This window comes from Streptomyces sp. Tu6071 (assembly GCF_000213055.1).
Classification (GTDB): Bacteria; Actinomycetota; Actinomycetes; order Streptomycetales; family Streptomycetaceae; genus Streptomyces; species Streptomyces evansiae.
In genome coordinates this window covers 6,510,757-6,530,818 of the sequence record NZ_CM001165.1, presented here as the reverse complement: position 1 = coordinate 6,530,818, position 20,062 = coordinate 6,510,757, and the positions used below count along the sequence as shown (strand labels likewise).

At 73.5% G+C, this 20,062-nt stretch carries 17 protein-coding genes; 9 read left to right on the top strand and 8 right to left on the bottom strand.

Annotated elements, in window-relative coordinates; genetic code table 11:
• Positions 1-21: 21 nt before the first annotated feature.
• Positions 22-474 carry a VOC family protein gene (locus STTU_RS27655; RefSeq protein ID WP_043256529.1) on the bottom strand — a complete coding sequence of 151 codons (453 nt, stop codon included), beginning with the start codon at positions 472-474 and terminating at the stop codon, positions 22-24.
• 323 nt (positions 475-797) lie between these two features.
• Here STTU_RS27655 and STTU_RS27650 point away from each other — a divergent pair, with 323 nt between their 5' ends.
• The 6 genes from STTU_RS27650 to STTU_RS27625 all read left to right on the top strand — a co-directional run bounded on the left by STTU_RS27650 (position 798) and on the right by STTU_RS27625 (position 8,902).
• The gene (locus STTU_RS27650; RefSeq protein WP_007828966.1) at positions 798-1,562 is read left to right on the top strand and encodes an IclR family transcriptional regulator; all 765 of its coding nucleotides are present in this window, start codon (positions 798-800) and stop codon (positions 1,560-1,562) included.
• 515 nt (positions 1,563-2,077) lie between these two features.
• A complete protein-coding gene (locus tag STTU_RS27645; RefSeq protein ID WP_007828964.1) occupies positions 2,078-2,878 on the top strand; it encodes an MIP/aquaporin family protein in 801 nt (266 codons plus the stop codon).
• Positions 2,879-2,962: 84 nt separating this feature from the next.
• Positions 2,963-4,513 (top strand): glycerol kinase GlpK, encoded by a 1,551-nt coding sequence (glpK, locus tag STTU_RS27640; RefSeq protein WP_007828963.1) that lies wholly within the window; start codon positions 2,963-2,965, stop codon positions 4,511-4,513.
• Between the two features lie 179 nt (positions 4,514-4,692).
• The gene (locus STTU_RS27635; protein WP_043256527.1) at positions 4,693-6,306 is read left to right on the top strand and encodes a glycerol-3-phosphate dehydrogenase/oxidase; all 1,614 of its coding nucleotides are present in this window, start codon (positions 4,693-4,695) and stop codon (positions 6,304-6,306) included.
• A 210-nt stretch (positions 6,307-6,516) separates the two neighbouring features.
• Positions 6,517-7,599 carry an LLM class flavin-dependent oxidoreductase gene (locus STTU_RS27630; protein ID WP_043256525.1) on the top strand — a complete coding sequence of 361 codons (1,083 nt, stop codon included), beginning with the start codon at positions 6,517-6,519 and terminating at the stop codon, positions 7,597-7,599.
• Positions 7,600-7,714: 115 nt separating this feature from the next.
• Positions 7,715-8,902 carry a PAC2 family protein gene (locus STTU_RS27625; protein ID WP_007828960.1) on the top strand — a complete coding sequence of 396 codons (1,188 nt, stop codon included), beginning with the start codon at positions 7,715-7,717 and terminating at the stop codon, positions 8,900-8,902.
• 93 nt (positions 8,903-8,995) lie between these two features.
• On the opposite strand, the gene mshC is transcribed toward STTU_RS27625, so the two are convergent.
• The 4 genes from mshC to STTU_RS27605 all read right to left on the bottom strand — a co-directional run bounded on the left by mshC (position 8,996) and on the right by STTU_RS27605 (position 12,594).
• Positions 8,996-10,225, bottom strand: coding sequence for a cysteine--1-D-myo-inosityl 2-amino-2-deoxy-alpha-D-glucopyranoside ligase (gene mshC / locus STTU_RS27620; protein WP_007828959.1), 1,230 nt, complete (start codon positions 10,223-10,225; stop codon positions 8,996-8,998).
• A 188-nt stretch (positions 10,226-10,413) separates the two neighbouring features.
• Positions 10,414-11,265: an SCO1664 family protein gene (locus STTU_RS27615; protein WP_063894623.1), complete on the bottom strand. Its 852-nt coding sequence runs from the start codon at positions 11,263-11,265 to the stop codon at positions 10,414-10,416.
• The gene (locus STTU_RS27610) at positions 11,229-11,819 is read right to left on the bottom strand and encodes a DUF3090 domain-containing protein (RefSeq protein WP_009063709.1); all 591 of its coding nucleotides are present in this window, start codon (positions 11,817-11,819) and stop codon (positions 11,229-11,231) included. Before STTU_RS27610 ends, STTU_RS27615 begins: the two co-directional genes overlap by 37 nt.
• 85 nt (positions 11,820-11,904) lie before the next feature.
• Positions 11,905-12,594: a histidine phosphatase family protein gene (locus STTU_RS27605; protein WP_043256523.1), complete on the bottom strand. Its 690-nt coding sequence runs from the start codon at positions 12,592-12,594 to the stop codon at positions 11,905-11,907.
• Between the two features lie 160 nt (positions 12,595-12,754).
• Between STTU_RS27605 and corA the strand changes: the two genes are divergently transcribed.
• Complete coding sequence (corA, locus tag STTU_RS27600) at positions 12,755-13,765, top strand: magnesium/cobalt transporter CorA (protein WP_311676958.1); 1,011 nt, start codon at positions 12,755-12,757, stop codon at positions 13,763-13,765.
• 88 nt (positions 13,766-13,853) lie between these two features.
• On the opposite strand, the gene STTU_RS27595 is transcribed toward corA, so the two are convergent.
• Both STTU_RS27595 and STTU_RS27590 read right to left on the bottom strand, forming a co-directional pair.
• Positions 13,854-14,642, bottom strand: coding sequence for a hypothetical protein (locus STTU_RS27595; protein WP_007828950.1), 789 nt, complete (start codon positions 14,640-14,642; stop codon positions 13,854-13,856).
• 191 nt (positions 14,643-14,833) lie between these two features.
• Positions 14,834-15,883 carry an LLM class F420-dependent oxidoreductase gene (locus STTU_RS27590; protein WP_007828948.1) on the bottom strand — a complete coding sequence of 350 codons (1,050 nt, stop codon included), beginning with the start codon at positions 15,881-15,883 and terminating at the stop codon, positions 14,834-14,836.
• A 183-nt stretch (positions 15,884-16,066) separates the two neighbouring features.
• Here STTU_RS27590 and STTU_RS27585 point away from each other — a divergent pair, with 183 nt between their 5' ends.
• Complete coding sequence (locus STTU_RS27585) at positions 16,067-17,053, top strand: aldo/keto reductase (RefSeq protein WP_007828946.1); 987 nt, start codon at positions 16,067-16,069, stop codon at positions 17,051-17,053.
• Positions 17,050-19,272, top strand: a complete 2,223-nt coding sequence (locus tag STTU_RS27580) for a helix-hairpin-helix domain-containing protein (protein ID WP_043256521.1) — start codon at positions 17,050-17,052, stop codon at positions 19,270-19,272. The genes STTU_RS27585 and STTU_RS27580 overlap by 4 nt, the downstream gene beginning before the upstream one ends.
• A gap of 95 nt (positions 19,273-19,367) precedes the next feature.
• On the opposite strand, the gene STTU_RS27575 is transcribed toward STTU_RS27580, so the two are convergent.
• Complete coding sequence (locus STTU_RS27575) at positions 19,368-20,051, bottom strand: hypothetical protein (RefSeq protein ID WP_007828942.1); 684 nt, start codon at positions 20,049-20,051, stop codon at positions 19,368-19,370.
• Between the last annotated feature and the right edge of the window lie 11 nt (positions 20,052-20,062).

Genomic DNA, 20,062 nt, shown 5'->3' with positions numbered 1-20,062 from the left:
GGCCCGGCCGCACGGGCCGGATCAGGTACGTCCGGCGGGCGGGTCGGCGTAGACACCGCGCAGCATCCCGGTGGCCTGGCCCAGCTCGATGAGGTAGCCGTCGGGGTCGCGCAGGTAGCAGCGGATCTCCGCCTTGCGGTCGATCGGCGGCGTGACGAACTCGGCGCCCCTGGCGCTCCACTCCTCGTACACGGCCTGGATGTCGGCCACGCGGATGTTGAGGAAGCACGTCGCCGTGGACGGGTCCTGCGGCGGGTGCAGCGTGATGCCGGGCTTGTCCGGGGTGGGGCCGCCACCGGGGTTCATGATGATCCAGCTGTTGGCGAGGCGGACCGTGCACGGGTTCTCGGCGAGCACCAGCTCGCCGCCGAGGACGTCGGTGTAGAAGGCGCGGGAACGCGGCACGTCGGCGACGGTGAGGAAGTAGCTGAGAAGCATCCCGGACTCGGGGGCGGGAAAGTGTTCCTGCGACATGGCGTGGTGGTGTCCCTGCTCTTGCCGGACGGGCACGGGATGGACGAACGCGCGGACGACGTCGGGGCTCCGGTCGACCCGCGAGTCTTTGTCACGTTATGACCGCTTCACCTCCTCCGGACAGCGGGATACGCCCGTTCGCGGTCGTCCGGCCGCGCGAGCCGCCCGGCTTCCGCGTTCCGGCCCGTGACACGACTTCGGCATAGGCGCATGATGTTCAGCATGGCCGACCATGGGGAGTAGGCAAGGTGCGCGATCATGGGTGCGCACATGGAGGGTCCGGGCGGCGCCGGCCCGCGGAGACCTGAGGAGACACCGGGCTGATGGCGAAGAACATCCAGTCGCTGGAGAGGGCGGCGGCGATGCTGCGGCTGCTCGCGGGCGGCGAGCGGCGGCTGGGCCTGTCGGACATCTCCGCGACCCTCGGCCTCGCCAAGGGCACCGCGCACGGCATCCTGCGCACCCTCCAGGCGGAGGGCTTCGTGGAGCAGGACCCGGCCTCGGGCCGGTACCAGCTCGGCGCGGAACTGCTGCGGCTCGGGAACAGCTATCTCGACGTGCACGAGCTGCGGGCCAGGGCGCTCGTGTGGACCGACGACCTGGCGCGCTCCAGCGGGGAGAGCGTGCACCTGGGCGTGCTGCACCTGGGCGGCGTGCTCGTGGTGCACCACGTCTTCCGGCCCGACGACAGCCGCCAGGTTCTGGAGGTGGGCGCGATGCAGCCGCTGCACTCCACGGGGCTCGGCAAGGTCCTGTGCGCCTTCGACCCGGTGGCCCGCAGCGAGGCCCTGGAGAACGAGCGCAAGTCGTTCACCGCGCGCACGGTGACGGGCCCGGAGGAGTTCACGGCCGCGCTCGACGAGACCCGCAAGCGCGGCTGGGCCGCCGACCTGGAGGAGACCTGGGAGGGCGTGACCTCGGTCGCCGCCCCCATCCACGACCGCCGCGCCCTCCCGGTCGGCGCGGTCGCCGTCACGGGCGCGGTCGAGCGCCTGTGCCCGGACGGCACGCTGCGCCCCGAGCTGATCGCCGCGGTCCGCGAGTGCGCGCGCTCCGTCTCCCGCGACCTGGGCGCGGCCCGCTTCTGACGGGTCCCGGGCGGTACGGGGGCCCGAGCGGTACGCGGCCGAGCTGGCACGTACCCCAGCCGTACGGGGCCGAGCGGGTACGTACCTCAGCCGTACGGGACCGGGCGAGTGCCCGGCCTGCGGGGCCGCGCGCCCGTCACCACCCCTCCCCCGCCCCCGTCGTCACCCATTCGCCGCACACCCGGTTTCAAGCCCGCGGCGCCCCTCCCCTTCGCGTACACGGGCAAAAGGCGCGTACCGCCGGACGGCGGTCCCCCGCCCACTCGCCGGACGGTGTGTCGCACACCACACTGAGGGAGCGAGTGGCCCGTGATCCAGCGCGCAGGAGGGTTGACGGGGTGCCGCCCGAGGAGAAAACTGCCGGTCATTGGTCGGCATTGTCGAACAGTTGACGGGAATCAGCGCTAGGGTGGCAAGACGCCACGGGTCGGCAGCGCCCCCTCCTCACCGGAGGTGGCCCACCCCCCGGGGACAAGGGGTTCGCCACCCCTGGACGAAGGACAAAGGAGTCGCGGGTGTCCAGCTCCGATATTTTCTTCGGCGAGTTCATCGGGACCGCCGTTCTGGTACTGCTCGGTGGCGGTGTGTGCGCCGCCATCACCTTCAAGCGGTCGAAGGCGTACGAGGCGGGCTGGGTCGCCATCGCCTTCGGCTGGGGTTTCGCCGTCCTCACCGGCGCCTACATCGCGAGCGGCCCCTCCGGGGCCCACCTCAACCCGGCGGTCACGCTGGGCCTCGCCATCGAGGGCGGCACCAAGTGGAGCGACGTACCGCTCTACATGGGTTCGCAGCTGGCCGGCGCGATGGTCGGCGCCGTCCTGGTCTGGCTCGCCTACTACGGGCAGTTCAAGGCGCACCTCGCGGACCCCGAGTTCGTGAGCCCCGGCCCCAAGGGCGAGGAGGGCCTCGTGGACATCGAGAAGCAGGCCTCGCCCAAGGCGGGCCCGCTCCTCGGCGTCTTCTCCACGGGCCCCGAGATCCGCAACACCGTGCAGAACGTGATGACCGAGGTCATCGCCACCTTCGTGCTGGTCCTCGCGATCCTCACGCAGGGCCTCAACGACAGCGGCAAGGGTCTCGGCACCCTGGGCGTGCTCATCACGGCCCTCGTCGTGGTCGGTATCGGTCTCTCGCTCGGCGGCCCGACCGGGTACGCCATCAACCCGGTACGTGACCTCGGCCCCCGCATCATCCACTCCCTCCTCCCGCTCAAGAACAAGGGCGGCTCGGACTGGGGGTACGCGTGGATTCCGGTGGTCGCGCCGCTCATCGGCGCCGCGGCGGCCGGCGGGGTCTACAAGCTCTGCTTCGCCTGAGCGAGGCCCCGCACCGCGCCCGGGTCACGCGACCCGCCCGCACCACGACGTACACCGACGTATGACGTAACAGGAGCGCCACTCATGAGCACCCCCACCACAGGACACGGCACCGGCCCCTTCATCGCCGCGATCGACCAGGGCACGACGTCGAGCCGCTGCATCGTCTTCGACCGCGACGGCCGGATCGTCTCGGTCGACCAGAAGGAGCACGAGCAGATCCTCCCGAAGCCGGGCTGGGTCGAGCACGACGCCTCCGAGATCTGGGACAACGTGCAGGAGGTCGTCGCCGGGGCGATCCGCAAGGCCGGGATCACCAAGGACGACGTCAAGGCGATCGGCATCACCAACCAGCGCGAGACCACGATGCTGTGGGACCGGCACACCGGCGAGCCGGTGCACCACGCGATCGTCTGGCAGGACACGCGTACCGACGCGCTCTGCAAGGAACTGGGCCGCAACGTCGGCGCGGACCGCTTCCGGCGCGAGACGGGCCTCCCGCTCTCCTCGTACTTCGCCGGCCCGAAGATCCGCTGGCTGCTCGACAACGTCGAGGGGCTCCAGGAGCGGGCCGACCGGGGCGACCTGCTCTTCGGCACGATGGACTCCTGGGTCATCTGGAACCTGACCGGCGGCGTCAACGGCGGCGTGCACGTCACCGACGTCACCAACGCCTCGCGCACCCTCCTGATGAACCTGCGCACGCTGGAGTGGGACGACAAGATCTGCGCCTCGATCGGCGTGCCCAAGTCGGTGCTCCCCGAGATCCGTTCCTCCGCCGAGGTCTACGGCGAGGTCAAGGGCGGGCTGCTCGGCGACGTGCTAGGCGGCATCCCGGTCGCCTCGGCGCTCGGCGACCAGCAGGCCGCGCTCTTCGGGCAGACGTGTTTCGCCGAGGGCGAGGCGAAGTCCACGTACGGCACCGGCACCTTCATGCTGATCAACACCGGTACGAAGGCGATCAACTCCTACAGCGGACTGCTCACCACGGTCGGCTACCGCATCGGCGACCAGAAGCCGGTGTACGCCCTGGAGGGCTCGATCGCGGTCACCGGTTCGCTCGTGCAGTGGATGCGGGACCAGATGGGCCTCATCAACTCGGCGGCCGAGATCGAGACGCTCGCCTCCTCCGTCGAGGACAACGGCGGCGCCTACTTCGTCCCCGCCTTCTCCGGTCTCTTCGCCCCGTACTGGCGCCCGGACGCGCGCGGCGTGATCGCCGGGCTCACCCGGTACGTGACGAAGGCGCACATCGCCCGCGCCGTCCTGGAGGCCACCGCCTGGCAGACCAGGGAGATCGCGGACGCGATGAACAAGGACTCCGGGGTCGAGCTGACCGCCCTCAAGGTGGACGGCGGCATGACCTCGAACAATCTGCTGATGCAGACGCTCTCGGACGTGCTCGACGCGCCCGTGGTGCGGCCGATGGTGGCCGAGACCACGTGTCTGGGAGCGGCGTACGCGGCCGGTCTCGCGGTCGGTTTCTGGAACGACGTCGAGGAACTGCGGGCCAACTGGCGCCGGGCGGCCGAGTGGACGCCGAAGATGCCGGAGGAGACCCGCGAGGCCGAGTACAAGAAGTGGCGCAAGGCCGTCCAGCGCACCATGGGCTGGCTGGACGACGACGAGAGCTGAACCCCCGCCGGGCCGGGGCCCGGGGCGGGCGCACGAGACGAAGAGGTCGCGCCCGCTCGGGACCCCGCCCCGGACCCCCTCCGGGAACCGACCCGGATCACCGGAGGGAGCCGCGGGTGCCCCGCCCAGAAGGCACGCGCCCCGCGACCACCTCCGGAACGCATGACGAGGAGCACGACATGACCACCGTCCAGCACCTGCCGAGCCTCGGGACCCACCCGGCCACGGGGACAGGCCCGAGCCGCGCCGAGACCCGCGAACAGCTCTCCCGCGCGAGCTACGACCTCCTGGTGATCGGCGGCGGCATCCTGGGCATCTCCACCGCCTGGCACGCCGCGCAGTCCGGGCTGCGGGTCGCCCTCGTCGACAGCGGCGACTTCGCGGGGGCCACCTCCTCCGCCTCCTCGAAGCTGCTCCACGGCGGGCTGCGCTACCTCCAGACGGGGGCCGTCAAGCTCGTCGCCGAGAACCACTTCGAGCGGCGCGCCGTCTCGCGGCAGGTCGCCCCGCACCTCGCCAACCCGCTCACCTTCTACCTGCCCGTCTACAAGGGCGGCCCGCACGGTGCCGCGAAGCTCGGCGCGGGCGTCTTCGCCTACTCGGCGCTCTCCGCCTTCGGCGACGGCGTCGGGCACCTGCTCTCGCCCGCGCGCGCCCAGCGCGACGTGCCCGAGCTGCGCACGGAGAACCTGAAGGCGGTCGCGGTCTACGGCGACGACCAGATGAACGACGCGCGCATGGCCGTCATGACCGTCCGCGCGGCCGTCGAGGCCGGGGCCGTCGTCCTCAACCACGCGGCCGTCACCGGGCTGCGCTTCACCAACGGGCGTGTCACGGGCGTGGAGCTGAAGGACGGCACGGACGGCACCGAGTTCGGCGTCAACGCGCGGCTCGTCCTCAACGCGACCGGCCCGTGGGTGGACCACCTGCGCCGGATGGAGGACCCGCACGCGGCCCCCTCGGTGCGGCTCTCCAAGGGCGCGCACCTCGTCCTCAAGCGCACCTCGCCGTGGAACGCCGCGCTCGCGACGCCGATCGACAAGTACCGCATCACCTTCGCCCTCCCCTGGGAGGACATGCTCCTGCTCGGCACGACCGACGAGGAGTACGAGGGCGACCCGGCCGATGTCGCGGTCAACGACAAGGACATCACGCAGATCCTCGACGAGGCCGCCTTCTCGGTGCGGGACCAGCAGCTCGACCGCTCGCTCATCACGTACTCCTTCGCGGGGCTGCGCGTGCTCCCCGGCGGTCCGGGCGACACCTCGAAGGCGAAGCGCGAGACGGTCGTGACCGAGGGCACGGGCGGCATGCTCTCCGTCGCGGGCGGCAAGTGGACGACGTTCCGGCACATCGGCCGCACGGTCATGAACAAGCTCGCCTCGCTCCCCGGGCACCCGCTCGGCGACGACATGGAGCCCATCTCCGAGCTGCCCTCGAAGATGCCGCTGCCCGGCGTCGCCAACCCGCTCGCCGTCAAGCACCGGCTGCTCGTCGATCACCAGGGCGCGGGCACCGAGATGGCCGCCGACACCGCGCAGCACCTCGCGACGCACTACGGCTCCCTCGCCTTCGACATCGCGCGCCTCGCCAACGAGCACCCCGAGCTGGGCGAGCGCATCCACCCGGAGGCCCCGGAGATCTGGGCGCAGGTCGTGTGGGCCCGCGACCACGAGTGGGCCGAGACCCCGGACGACGTGCTGCGGCGCCGTACGACGCTGACGATCCGCGGACTCACGGACGACGCGCTGCGCGAGCGGGTCGCGAAGGTCCTCGCCGAGCGCGAGAGCTGAGCGAGGACCCCTCGGAGGCCCGCACGGGGCCTGTGAGGGGACCGGCGGGGCGGTGCGCGAGCGAGCGTGCCGCCCCGCTTCCGTACCCGGGCGGCGGGCGGCGCGCCCGCCCTTCCGCACCCGGGCGCCGGGCGTCCCGCACACCCGCCCCCGCTCCGGCTTCGTACCGCCGCCACAGTGCCGCAACACTCGCCGCGCACAGTGGTCGTCATGAAGTTTCAGGTGCTCAGCCTCATCCAGCACGCGCCCCACCCCCTCACCGCCGCGGTGCGCCCGGCCGCCGAGAGGTTCCAGGACGTCCTCGCGCTCGCCGAGGCGGCCGAGGCGCTCGGCTTCGACGCCTTCGCGGTCGGCGAGCGGCACGCGGGGGCCTTCCTCTCCTCCTCGCCCACCGTCGTGCTCGGCGCGATAGCCGCCCGTACGCGGCGGATCAAGCTGCTCACGGGCGTGACGGTGCTCGCGATCCTCGACCCCGTGCGGGTCGCCGAGGACTACGCGACGCTCGACCAGCTCGCCGCGGGCCGCCTCGAACTCGTCATCGGCAAGGGCGCGGAGGCGGGGCACTTCTCGCTCTACGGCCTCGACGAGGAACGGCAGTGGGACCTCCAGGCGGAGAAGTACGAGCTGCTGCGCCGGCTGTGGCGCGAGGAGGGCGTCGACTGGGAGGGCGAGTTCCGTCCGCCGCTCAAGGACGTCACGACCGTGCCGCGCCCGTACGCGGGCCCGCCCACCGTCTGGCACGGCTCGGCGACGAGCCTCCACTCCACCGAGCTGGCCGCGCGCCACGGCGACCCGCTCTTCACCGCCAACGCGATCCAGCCGCGCGAGGCGTACGTACGTCTCGTCGCTCACTACCGCGAGCGGTTCGCCGCCCACGGGCACGACCCCGCGAAGGCCCGCGTCGCCGCCGGTTCCGGCGGTCTGCTCCTCGCCGACACGGCCGAGGAGGCGATCAGCCGCTACCGCGAGCTGTACGAGGCGTCTGTGCGGCAGAACTTCAAACCGCACCTCGCGGGGAAGGCCGGCTACAACACCCCCTTCGCGACGATCGAGGAGGCGATCAAGGAAGGACCGCAGCTCATCGGCTCGCCGCAGCAGGTCGTCGACAAGCTGCTCGGCTTCCACGCCTCCTACCGCCACGACCTCCAGTCGATCAGCGTCGACGGCTTCGGCCTCCCCTGCGGCGAGCAGCTGGAGCTGTTGCAGCGCTTCGCCGAGGAGGTGCTCCCCGTCGTGCGGCGCGAGGCGCCGACCACGCTGTGGGAGGACGGCGAGGAGAGCGGGGAGGAGTAAGCCGGGGCGTGCGGGGCAGTGATCGGGCGTTCTCCTCGCAGGGGACCGCGGAGGTCTCCCGCCCACGCCGTAAGGTGGGGCGTATGTCTGGGAACACGTCCGAAGGAGGCGGTGGGTGATCGAGCTCGAAGGGGTCCCCGAGCTGATCGACCCCATCATGGTGGCCGCGTTCGAGGGCTGGAACGACGCGGGTGACGCCGCCTCCAGCGCGGTCGCGCACTTGGAGCAGGAGTGGAAGGGCGAGGTCTTCGCGGCGCTCGACGCCGAGGACTACTACGACTTCCAGGTCAACCGGCCCACCGTCTTCATGGAGGACGGCACCCGGAAGATCACCTGGCCCACCACCAGGCTCTCCGTCGTCCGGATCACCGGTGAACGCCCGCGCGACCTCGTGCTGGTGCGGGGCATCGAGCCCTCCATGCGCTGGCGCTCGTTCTGCAACGAGCTGCTCGGCTTCGCGCACGAGCTGGGCGTCGAGATGGTCGTGGTGCTCGGCGCCCTCCTGGGCGACACCCCGCACACGCGCCCGGTCCCGGTGAGCGGCGTCACCTCCGATCCCGACCTCGCGCGCACGATGGACCTGGAGGAGTCGAAGTACGAGGGCCCCACGGGCATCGTCGGCATCCTCCAGGAGGCGTGCACTCACGCCGGGGTCCCGGCGGTGAGCCTGTGGGCCGCCGTGCCGCACTACGTCTCGCAGCCGCCGAACCCGAAGGCGACCCTCGCCCTGCTCAACCGCCTGGAGGACCTGCTCGACCTGCGGGTCCCGCTCGGCGAGCTGGTCGAGGACGCGCGGGCCTGGCAGCTCGGGGTCGACCAGCTCGCGGCCGAGGACAGCGAGGTCGCCGAGTACGTGCAGTCGCTGGAGGAGGCGCGGGACACCGCGGAGCTTCCGGAGGCGAGCGGCGAGGCGATCGCGCGCGAGTTCGAGCGGTACCTGCGGCGCAGGGAGCCCGGCTCGGGCCCCGGCGGCCCGGGTGCTCCCGGCTTCGGGCGCGAGGCGGCGGGCCCCGGCGGCGACCGGGCGCGGTCCACGCGACCGGCGCGGGCGGAGGAGCCGAGGGAGCCGAAGCCGGAGGAGAAGGACGCGGAGGACGAGCAGCCGGGGCCGGAGGCCGCCGGGCCGGACGCCGCCGAACCCGGTGCCGCTGAGCCCGACACCGCCGGGCCGGGGTCCGCGGAGTCCGCGGGGCCCGGGTCCGGGTCCTCGGGGCCCGGGTCCTCCGGGTCCGCTTCCGCGTCGGAGTCCTCCGGGCAGAAGCCGGAGAGGCGCGCGGACGAGGACGGGCCGGGCGAGGACTGAGTCCGCTCCCGGCGGGAGCCGTACGTACGGAGGAGGGGCGGGGTGCCGGTCGGCGCCCCGCCCCTCCTCCGTGTGTGCGCTAGACCGTACGGGTCACAGCGCGACGCCGAGGAGGGCGTCGGCCGTGCGCGAGACGAGGCCCGGAGCGCCCGTGTCCTCGCCGCCGGTCTCCTGCTGGCGGGCGGCCCAGCGGTCGAAGGCGAGCAGGGCGCGCGGCGAGTCGAGATCGTCGGCGAGCGCGTCCCGTACCTCTTCGACGAGCGCCTCCGCCGAGGGGCCGTCGGGCCGCGAGACGGCGGCGCGCCAGCGGGCGAGCCGGTCCACGGCCTCCTGGAGGCCCTCGGCGGTCCACTCCCAGTCCGCGCGGTAGTGGTGCGCGAGCAGGGCGAGGCGGATCGCCGCCGGGTCGACGCCGTCCTTGCGGAGCCGCGAGACGAAGACCAGGTTGCCCTTGGACTTCGACATCTTCTCGCCGTCGAGACCGACCATCCCCGCGTGCACGTAGGAGCGTGCGAAGGGGTGCTCGCCGGTGAGGACCTGGGCGTGCGAGGCGCCCATCTCGTGGTGCGGGAAGGCGAGGTCGGAGCCGCCGCCCTGCACGTCGAAGCCCATGCCGAGGTGGTCGAGCGCGATGGCGACGCACTCGATGTGCCAGCCGGGCCGGCCGCGGCCGAGGCTCCCGCCGTCCCAGCTCGGCTCGCCCTCGCGGGCGGCCATCCACAGCATCGGGTCGAGCGGGTTCTTCTTGCCGGGACGCTCCGGGTCGCCCCCGCGCTCGGCGGAGAGCAGCCGCATCGCCTCGGCGTCGAGGTTCGAGACCTCGCCGAAGTGCCGGTCGGAGGCGACCGAGAAGTAGATGTCGCCCTCCAGCTCGTACGCGGCACCCATGGCGCACAGGCGTTCGACGAGCGGGACGATCCCGGGGATCGCCTCGACGGCGCCGATGTAGTGGCGCGGGGGCAGCATCCGCAGCGCGGTCATGTCCTCGCGGAACAGGGCGGTCTCGCGCTCGGCGAGCCCGGTCCAGTCCTCGCCGTCGCGCACGGCCCGCTCCAGCAGCGGGTCGTCCACGTCGGTGACGTTCTGCACGTAGTGCACCTGGCGGCCGGAGTCGAGCCAGACCCGCTGGACGAGGTCGAAAGCGTTGTAGGTGGCCGCGTGTCCCATGTGCGTCGCGTCGTACGGGGTGATCCCGCAGACGTAGATACGGGCCACCTCGCCGGGGGTGAGCGTCACGGGACCGTTGGTCGCGGTGTCGTGTATTCGGAGGTCGCGGCCCTTGCCGGGAAGAGCGGGGACCTCGGAAGCGGGCCAGGAATGCATACGTCGAGGTTAACCGGCCGGGGGTGGGCCCGGTGGTCGGGTTCGCCCCATCCGGGGGGCCTTCGCCTCCGGCGGGGGTCCTCAAGCGCCGGACGGGCTGGATCGGGCGGGCCGTCCGGGCTCGGGGCGCCGTCCGGCGGGGGATCTGCCTCTGGCGGGTTCTCGAGCGCCGGACGGACTGGATTCCCTTACACCGGCGGCCACGGGATCGTCGGCCACTCGTCGCTCGGCTCCGGGTGGACGCCCGTTTCGCGCAGGCTCGCCACCCGGCTCCGCAGCGCCGTGATCTCCGCCTCCGTCAGGAGAGGAGCCAGAGTGGCCGCCAGGGGGCCGTCCAGGCCCTCCGCCAGGAGCGCCAGGGCGTCGAGGGCCTCGGCCGGCAGGGGGTCGCCCGCCCAGCCCCACAGCAGGGTCCGCAGCTTGTTGTCCGTGTGGAAGGTGACGCCGTGGTCGATGGCGTGGAGGCGGCCCTCCGGGGTGGGGAGGAGGTGCCCGCCCTTGCGGTCGGCGTTGTTGATGACGGCGTCCAGGACCGAGAGGAGGCGCAGGCGGGGATCGTCGCGGTGGACGAGCAGGGCCGTGCGCTCCTCCTCGACCTCCGCGAGGCCGATCGCCTTCCAGCCCTCCTCGGGCTCCTCGGCGTCCTGGAGGGCGAGGAGGCCGCCGCCGTCCTCGGACGTCTCGATCCACAGCTGGGTCATCGCCTCGCCCCAGGGCCCCTCGCGGAGCACGGTGGGCGGTACGAAGTCCCAGCCCATCGCCCGGCACACCTCGTGCGCGGCGACCTCGCGGCGGGCGAGGTTGCCGTCCGGGAAGTCCCACAGGGGGCGCTCCCCCGCGACGGGCTTGTGCACGCAGGCGAGGCTCCGCCCGTCGAGCGCGGCGTCGCAGAGCAGGACGGCGTTGGAGGCGCGGGTGATCTGGCCGCGCACGGTCAGCTCGCCGCGGGTGAGGATCTCGCGGACGAGGGCGGGGTCCGGGGCTTCGGCTCCGGTGGGCTCGCTCACGCCGACCTGCGGTATCCGTTCTGTCGCGGGCACACGTGTCCTTCGAGGTCGAGCGGGAGGTTGCACAGCGGGCACAGCGGCCGGCCCGCGTTGACGACGTCGAGCGCGCGCTTGGCGAAGGCCCTGGCCTGGGAGCCGCTGAGCCTGACCCGCAGCATGGGCGGGCCGTTCTCGTCGTCCTGGAGGAGTTGCTCCTCGGCGGCGGCGAGTTCGTCCTCGGACTCGGCGTCGAGTTCGACGAGGGCCTGGGCCTCGACGATCATGCGCTCGGCGTCGCCGTCCCAGGCGAGCGCCATCGTGCCGACCCGGAACTCCTCCTCGACGGGGGTGTCCAGCGGGTCGGAGTCGGCGACCTCGGTGGGCGCGACGGCCGGGACCGCGGCGTTGCCGCCGCTGCGCCGTACCACTTCGTCCAGCAACTCGTCCATGCGCTCGGCGAGCGCCGCCACCTGGGTCTTCTCCAGGGCGACACTGGTGACCCGGCCACCGGCCGAGGCCTGGAGGAAGAAGGTACGGCGCCCGGGGAGCCCGACCGTACCGGCCACGAAGCGCTCCGGCGGGTCGTAGAGGAACACCTGACGGGACACGTCCTTGACTCTCCTTGGGATCAGACGTCGGGGGTAGCGGGGCCCCTGGGGCCACGGGTACCGGACAGCCTACTGCCGGTGACGATCAGGCCGCTCCCGCGCCGCCGCCGACCGTGGCCTGCCCCTGCTCGCCGCCCTCGGTACGGGGCGCGAGTCCCGCGAGGTCGCCGGTGTCACCGAGCCGGACGAGGAACGGGCGCAACCGCGTGTAGTGGATGACGGTCACGGAGCAGGGGTCCACGTGGATGCGCTGGAACTGGTCGAGGTGGAGGCCCAGGGCGTCGGCGACGAGGGACTTGATGATGTCGCCGTGCGAGCACATGACGTACATCGCCTGCTCGCCGTGCTCCTCGGTGAGGCGCGCGTTCCACTCCCGTACCGCCTCGGCGGAGCGGGCGGCCATCGCGCGCAGGGACTCGCCACCGGGGAAGGCCGCGGCGGAGGGGTGGTTCTGGACCACGTCCATGAGCGGTTCGCCGCTCAGCTCCTTGAGCTTGCGGCCCGTCCAGTCCCCGTAGTGACACTCCCCGATCCGCTCCTCGCTGTGCAGCGGCAGCCCGGGACGGGCGGCGAGGAGCGGCGCGAGCGTCTCCTCGCAGCGCTGGAGCGGACTCGCCACGGCGGCCACGAGCGGCAGCCCCGCGAGCCGCTCCGGCAGCGCCGCGGCCTGCTCCCGCCCGCGTTCGTCGAGGGCCACCCCGGGCATCCACCCGGCGAGGACCCCCTCGGTGTTGGCGGTCGACCTTCCGTGGCGCACGAGGATGAGGGTGGTCATGCGCTCCACCTTACGTGCCCGTGTTTCCAGCCCCTCCGGCGTGTGAGGAGCGGGGTCCGGGGCGGACCCCGGAGAGGGCCGCCCGCGGGAACGGGAACCCCACGCCAGAGCGCCCTACCGGCCACGTATAACCCCCGGAGGGCAGGGCACTATGGGTTCCGTGATCGTGGACTGCGGCATCTACCGGAACGGCCACCGCACGGACGGCCCCAGCGACTTCTCGGACGCTCTCGACGCCGCTCGTGCCGCCGGCGACGCCTTCGTGTGGATCGGCCTGCACGAGCCGAGCGAGGAGGAGTTCACGCACGTCACGGACGAGTTCAAGCTCCACCCGCTCGCCGTCGAGGACGCGCTCAAGGCGCACCAGCGCCCGAAGCTGGAGGTCTACGACGACTCGCTCTTCGTCGTCCTCAAGCCGGTCCACTACGAGGCCGACAGCGACACGGTCTCCTCGGGTGAGCTGATGCTCTTCCTCGGCGACTCCTTCGTGGTGACCGTGCGGCACGGGGACGGGACGCCGGTGGCCGACCTGCGCAAGCACCTGGAGGAGAAGCCCGAGATGCTGCGGCACGGGCCGACCTCGGTGCTCTACTCGATCGCGGACCAGGTGGTGGACCACTACCTGGTGGTGGCCGACGAGTTGCAGAACGACCTGGAGGAGCTGGAGAGCGCGGTCTTCTCGCCCGAGGGCTCCACCTCCTCGGGCACGGGGGCGAGCACGGCCTCGCGGATCTACAACTTCAAGCGGCAGATCCTGGAGTTCCGGCGTGCCACCGGGCCGCTCGCGATGCCGATGCTGCGGCTCGCGGGCAACGGCCCCTTCGCCGCGGCCGTGCCCTTCGTGGACGACGCGGTCCGGCCCTTCTTCCGGGACGTGAGCGACCACCTGACCCGGGTGAACGAGTCCGTCGAGGGCCTGGACCGCCTCGTGTCCGACATCCTCTCGGCGCACCTCGCGCAGATGGGCGTGCGCCAGAACGACGACATGCGCAAGATCTCGGCGTGGGCGGCGATGGCGGCCGTGCCGACGATGATCGCGGGCATCTACGGGATGAACTTCGACCACATGCCGGAGCTGCACTGGGTGTGGTCGTACCCGGCGGTCATCGCCCTGATGATCGTCCTGGAGGTCCTGCTGTACCAGCAGTTCAAGCGGCGCGGCTGGCTCTGAGCGCCACCGCCCGCCCCGTCCGGGACGGAGGGGACGGGCGGGACGGAGGGGACGGGCGGGACGGAACGGGTGGGCGACGGCGACCGGCTCAGGCGAACTCGGGCTCCGGTGTCGCCGGGCCGCCGAGGGCGTCGCGGCGCCGGGGCATCGTGAGGGTCACCATGCGGCGCCAGCCGACCGCGCGCTCCCAGGCGTAGGCGGCGTGGATGGCGGTGGCGAGGACGGCGGCCTTCGGGCGGGACCAGCCGAGGATGCGGCCGATGTGGTCCATGACGGCGAGGCTCACGTCGCGGTAGATGAGGTTCTCGGCGCGCGCGCACTCGTGCAGGACGCGCTGGATGGCACGGCCGTGGCCCTCGCTCGCGAGGCGCAGCAACTCCTCGTGGCAGTAGGCGAGGTGGTTGTCCTCGTCGGCCGAGATGATCCGTACCGCGTTGCCCACCTCGGGGTGCGCGGCGAAGTAGCGGCGGAGCATGTCCATCTGGTCGGAGGCGCGCTGCTCGGTGACGCGGCTGTGCGCGAGGTACGTGATGACGTCCTCCTCGCTCAGCGGCTCGTCGGCGTCGAGCTTGGCGTGCGGGAGGCCGATCCCCGCCCGTTCGAGGAGCATCGTGTAATCGGTCTCGGGCGGGACCTCGACGGGCTCGACCCCGCGGCGGCGCATGAGGCCGTGGAAGATGCGCCCGTGCTTGTCCTCGTCGGCGCCGTGCCGGGCGACCTTCGGGGCCAGATGCACCATGCTCGCGGGGAGCAGCGCGGCGATCCGCCCGTTCTCCCAGCCGCCCTGGGCCTCGCCGCTGGCGGCCACCGAGCAGAAGAGCCGGTAGGTCTCGTCGTTGTCGATGATCTCCTGGAAGAGACTCCTGGCCGAAAGCATCTCCGTACCTCCACATCGGGGCGCGCACGTGCCCGCCCGACGAGTCAAGGCGCGGTCCCGGGGTCCGGCAAGCGGGCGGCGGAGGGCGTGGGCCGTTCGGGTGGCGGTGCGCGGAAGGGGCGCGCGTACGGATACGCGCGCCCCTTCGCCGTACGGGCCGCACCGGCGTCCCGGGCCCGTGCGGGGTCCGCTCAGGCCACCCCGGCCCGCTCCAGCGCCTCGGCGCCCGCGCGCAGCGCGGCGATGCGCTCGTCGAGCGTGAACCCGGCGGGGGCGAGGGTGAGGGTCGTGACCCCGGCCGCCGCGTAGGCGCGCATCCCGTCGGCGATCCGGTCGACGGAGCCGAGGAGCGTCGTGGAGTCGATGAGGCTGTGCGGGACGGCGGCGGCGGCGCCGTCCTTGTCGCCGGCGAGGTACTTGTCCTGGATCTCGGCCGCCTCCTTCTCGTACCCCATGCGCTGGGCGAGGCGGTTGTAGAAGTTCTGCTTGCGGCTGCCCATGCCGCCGACGTAGAGCGCGGTGTACGGGCGGAAGGTGTCGGCCAGCGCCTCGATGTCCTCGCCGATCGCGAGGGGCACGGTGGGCACGACATCGAAGCCCTCCATCGTCCTGCCCGCCTTCTCGCGGCCCGCGCGGATCGGCTTCAGCGCCGTCTCCTCCAGGTGCGCGGCGGCCGGGAAGATGAGGAGCGCGCCGTCGGCGATCTCGCCGGTCTGCTCCAGGTTCTTCGGGCCGATCGCGGCGATGTAGAGCGGGATGTGCGGGCGCTCGGGGTGGACGGTGAGCTTGAGCGGCTTGCCGGGGCCGCCCGGGAGCGGGAGGGTCCAGTGCTCGCCCTCGAAGCTCAGGCGCTCGCGGCTCATCGCGCGGCGCACGATCTCCACGTACTCGCGGGTGCGCGCGAGCGGCTTGTCGAACTTGACCCCGTACCAGCCCTCGGAGACCTGCGGGCCCGAGACGCCGAGGCCGAGGCGGAAACGGCCGCCGGAGAGGGAGTCGAGGGTCGCGGCGGTCATCGCGGTCATCGCGGGCTGTCGCGCCGGGATCTGGAGGATCGCCGAGCCGATGTCGATGCGCTCGGTCTTGGCCGCGACGTAGGCGAGGACCGTGGGGGCGTCCGAGCCGTACGCCTCGGCGGCCCAGCAGACCGCGTATCCCAGCCGGTCGGCCTCCTGCGCGACGGCGAGGTTGTCCGCGTCCATGCCCGCGCCCCAGTAGCCGAGATTGATCCCGAGCCGCATGCGCCACACCCCTTACTGATCAGTAACGTTTACTGCGGGGACTCTACTGCCCCCCGTCGCGGGGCGACAGGGAGGCGACACGCGCGCCCACGTGAGCTTCGTCCCCCGGCCGGGCGGGGCACGGCGAGAACCTCTCCTCGCGGCACCCCACGAACGGACGTCCGACGCGTAATCTCAGCGTCCATGGAGCAGAGGCATCTCGGCCGCACCGGCCTGCGCGTGTCCCGGATAGGGCTCGGCACCCTCGGCTGGGGCCGGGACACCGACGAGCACGAGGCGGCGGCCTCGCTCAAGGTCTTCTGGGAGGCGGGCGGCACGCTCGTCGACACCGCGGATGTCTACGCGGACGGCGAGGCCGAGTACCTCCTCGGGCAGCTCGTCGAGTCCCTCGTGCCGCGCCGCGACCTCGTGATCGCGACGAAGGCCGGCAGCGTCCCCGACCCCGACCGCCGCTTCAACGCCTCGCGCGGCCACCTGCTCGCCGCGCTCGACGCCTCGCTGCGCCGCCTCGGCACGGACTACGTGGACCTGTGGCAGGTGCACGCCTTCGACCCCGTGACGCCCCTGGAGGAGACCCTTCAGGCGCTCGACCTCGCGGTGAGCACGGGCCGCGCCCGGTACGCGGGCGTCTCCAACTTCAGCGGCTGGCAGCTCGCCAAGGCCGCGACCTGGCAGCTCGCGGGCGGCGGCACGCGGACCAGGCTCGCGAGCACGCAGATGGAGTACTCGCTGCTCCAGCGCGGCGTGGAGCGCGAGGTGCTGCCCGCCGCGCGCGACCTCGGCGTGGGGCTGCTGCCCTCCTCACCGCTCGGGCGCGGGGTGCTCACCGGCAAGTACCGCGAGGGCGCGAGCCCGGCGGGCTCGCGCGGGGCGGGCGAGGCGATGGCCGGGTTCGTCGCCCCGTACCTCGACGGGACGGCCTCGGCGGTCGTCGAGGCCGTCGTGACGGCCGCCGAGGGCCTCGCGGCGACGCCGCTGCACGTCGCGCTCGCCTGGGTGCGCGACCGCCCCGGGGTCGTCGCCCCGATCGTCGGCGCGCGCACCGCCCAGCAGCTGAGCGAGGCGCTGTCGGTGGAGGGCCTTAGTCTTCCTGACGAGATCTGCCGGGCCCTGGACGACGTGTCCGCGCCCGTGCACCGCTACCCCGATCAGGACTGGAGCACGCTGTGAGCACGGAGCCGGCAGCCGAGAACGCCGGTACGGAGGAGGACCCGCCCGACGCGGCCACCCCCCGTACCGAGGAGGAGGAGACCGGCACCGGGGAGGAGACGGGCACCGCCGAGGCCGGGACCGCCGCCGACGAGGAGGGGACCTCCGGCGAAGCCGTGACCCCCGCCGACGAGGCCGGGACCTCCGGCGAGGAGGCCGGTGCCTCCGCCGCCGAGGAGGCGGACGCGGGTGGGAAGACCGCCGCGCAGCTCTCCGAGGCCGAGGCGGAACTCGCGGCCCAGCGGGTCGAACGGGCGCGGATCGCGGCGCGCAAGGCCGCCCGCGAGGAGCCCGTCGCCGCGGGGACGAAGCTCACCGGGAAGGCCGCCGAGCTGCTCGCCGCCGTCCGTGCCGTCGAGCAGGGCGAACGGCCCGCGGCGACCTTCGACGCCCCCGCCTCCCCCGTCGCCCCGCGCCGCACCGCTCCCCCGCCGCCCCGCGGCGCCGAGCCGGTCTCCGTGCCCCCGGCCCCTTCGGCGCCCGACCCGGCGGCGCTCGAAGCCGTCGCCGCGCTGCTCACGCGCGGGGGCGCGCCCGAGGCGCTCGCCCCGGCCGCCGTGCGCGCGCTCGGCGAGGGCGCGGCGGGCGAGCTGGAGTCCGACCCGTGGCAGTTGCTGCGGCTCGCGGGCGTCACGCCCGAGCACGCCGACGCCTTCGCGCGCGCCCTGCTCGGCGCCGGCGCGGGCCCCGGGGACGTACGCCGGGGGCGGGCGCTGACCGTACGGCTGCTCGAAGAAGCGGCGCTGCGCGGGCACACCGTCCGCGAGCTGGCCGAACTCGCCGCCGCGCTCGGCAAGCACGGCGTCCCCGACGCCGAGGAGGCCGTGCAGGAGGCCGTCGCCGAGGGCGACGCGCTGCTCTTCCAGGACGGTGTCCCGCCCGCCGGGGACGAGGAGGAGGAAGCGCCGCCGGTCCCCGTGCTCGTCGGTCTGGAGCGGTACGCGCTCGCGGAGGAGAGCCTCGCGGACGCGCTCGGCCGGATCGCCGCCGCCGGGGCGGGGACCGAGGACGGCTGGGAACCCGCCGCCGAGGCCGCGGGTCGCGGCAGCGCGGCCGAGCTGATCCGCGCCGCCGCCGCGCACACCCTCGTCCTGCACACGGGCGGCGAGGCGGCCCGCGCCGAGGCGGCGGCGCTCGTCTCCGCCGCGCGCGGCCTGGGCCTGCGCGCCTTCGCGGCGGCGCACACCGCCGAGGGCCGGCGCGCGCTCGCCGCGCTGCTCGGCGCGAAGGAGCCCGCGCTCACCGTCGCGGGGCTGCTCTCCGGCACGCAGGGGCCCGCGCGCGACGGGGAGGGGCACTTCGCGCTCGACCTGCTCGTCGTGCTCGACGCCCCCCAGCTCGGCGTCGAGGAGGCCGCGCTGCTCGCCGAGTCGGTGCCGGACGGGGCCCGGCTCGTGCTGAGCGGGGACCCGGGCGTGCTCGGTTCGGCGGGTGCGGGGCGGGTCTTCGGGGACCTGCTCGCCGCGCGCTTCGCGCCGCACGTCGTCTCGCGCACACCCGATCCGGGCCCGGTCGGCGAGTTCGTCTCGGGGCTCGGCGTCGGCGAGTTCGAGGTGCCGCGCACGGGCGGGCACGAGGTCGTCGTGGTCCCGGTCCGCGAGCCGGGCGAGGCCGTGCACCGCACGGTGCAGCTCGTCACCGACTCCGTACCGCGCGCCCTCGGCGTCGCCCCCGACGAGACGCAGGTCCTCGTCCCCGGGCACGGCGGCGCGGCGGGTACGCGGGTGCTCAACGCGGCGCTGAAGGAACGGCTCAACCCGGGGCCGGGGCGCTTCGGCGGCTTCGACCCGGGCGACCGGATCGTGTGGTCGCCCGCCCCCGGGCGCACGGCGCTCGGGCGGGTGGTCGGCGCGGACCAGGAGGGGCTGCGCCTGGAGTGCGAGGGCACCCCCGTCCGCGTCGCCCCCGCCGACACGGGGCGCACGGTGCGCCACGCCTGGGCGCTCACCGCGCACCAGGCGGTCGGGCACCGCTGGGCGGCCGTCGTGGTCGTGGTGCCGGGCGACGCCGTCCCGGTCCTGAGCCGCGCGTGGTTCTACACGGCGGCGGGACGCGCCGAACGCCACCTCTCCGTCGTCCAGGGCACCGGGGAGGCCCTCGCGCAGGCGGTGGCCGCGCGCCCGTCCGGAGAGCGCCGCACCCGCCTCACGACACTCCTGAGCCGGCCGACGGAGGGCTGAGAGGCTTCCGCGGGGGCCCTGGGGCTAGGGACGGGGCCGGGGTACGGGGCCGGAAGGCCGCCCCGTCCCCGGGTCCCCCGCCCCGGGGCACGTCCTCAGAGCTCGTCGTCCTCGTCGATCTCGTCCTCCGCCTCGCCTCCGTGGCCGCGCAGTCCCGGGCGGTGGGCGGGTCGTACGTCGTCCTCGGGGTCGTCGTCGAAGACCGCGCTGACGTCGAAGCGGCAGATGACCGACTGCGGGTCGGCGCCCTCGAAGGGCGCGTCGAGCCACTCACCGGGCTCGGGCGGGTCGTCGGTGGCGGCGACCCACAGCGTCGAGTCGCCCTCCTCCAGACCGAATTCCCGGTGCCGCGAGGCGATCTCGTCCGGCTCGTACTCGCCGAAGAGCACCCCGAGTGCCGCGTGCAGCCCGGCGCCCGGGGACTCGGGGTGCAGGTCGGCGACGCGTTCGGCCTGGCCGAGCAGGAGGTCGGGGCGGGCGACGGTGTAGTCCCTGCGGATCAGCACGCTCAGGGCGCTGGGGTCCTCGGGCCCGGTGTAGGGCGGCAAGGAGTCCTCGGCGCCGGGGATCTCGAAGGGGGTGACCTCGTCGTAGCGCTCGTAGAGCAGTTCGTCGTAGTTCTCCGCGGCGGTGGCCAGCTCGTTGAAAGCCTGGTAGACGGCGGGGTCGTCCTCGCCCGAGCGGTTCTCGACCGCGGCCAGGTGACGGTCGAGCGCGGCCTTCACCGCCTCGGCGGCGGCACGTACCTCGGCAACCGGGGGCTGCTCAGCATCAGACATAGGGCAGACGC

Bases quoted from the DNA above. Each gene is read 5' to 3' on its own strand.
- STTU_RS27655 (WP_043256529.1), bottom strand. From the start codon at position 474: ATGTCGCAGGAACACTTTCCCGCCCCCGAGTCCGGGATGCTTCTCAGC.
- STTU_RS27650 (WP_007828966.1), top strand. From the start codon at position 798: ATGGCGAAGAACATCCAGTCGCTGGAGAGGGCGGCGGCGATGCTGCGG.
- glpK (WP_007828963.1), top strand. From the start codon at position 2,963: ATGAGCACCCCCACCACAGGACACGGCACCGGCCCCTTCATCGCCGCG.
- STTU_RS27635 (WP_043256527.1), top strand. From the start codon at position 4,693: ATGACCACCGTCCAGCACCTGCCGAGCCTCGGGACCCACCCGGCCACG.
- STTU_RS27630 (WP_043256525.1), top strand. From the start codon at position 6,517: ATGAAGTTTCAGGTGCTCAGCCTCATCCAGCACGCGCCCCACCCCCTC.
- mshC (WP_007828959.1), bottom strand. From the start codon at position 10,225: ATGCATTCCTGGCCCGCTTCCGAGGTCCCCGCTCTTCCCGGCAAGGGC.
- STTU_RS27605 (WP_043256523.1), bottom strand. From the start codon at position 12,594: ATGACCACCCTCATCCTCGTGCGCCACGGAAGGTCGACCGCCAACACC.
- STTU_RS27595 (WP_007828950.1), bottom strand. From the start codon at position 14,642: ATGCTTTCGGCCAGGAGTCTCTTCCAGGAGATCATCGACAACGACGAG.
- STTU_RS27590 (WP_007828948.1), bottom strand. From the start codon at position 15,883: ATGCGGCTCGGGATCAATCTCGGCTACTGGGGCGCGGGCATGGACGCG.
- STTU_RS27585 (WP_007828946.1), top strand. From the start codon at position 16,067: ATGGAGCAGAGGCATCTCGGCCGCACCGGCCTGCGCGTGTCCCGGATA.
- STTU_RS27575 (WP_007828942.1), bottom strand. From the start codon at position 20,051: ATGTCTGATGCTGAGCAGCCCCCGGTTGCCGAGGTACGTGCCGCCGCC.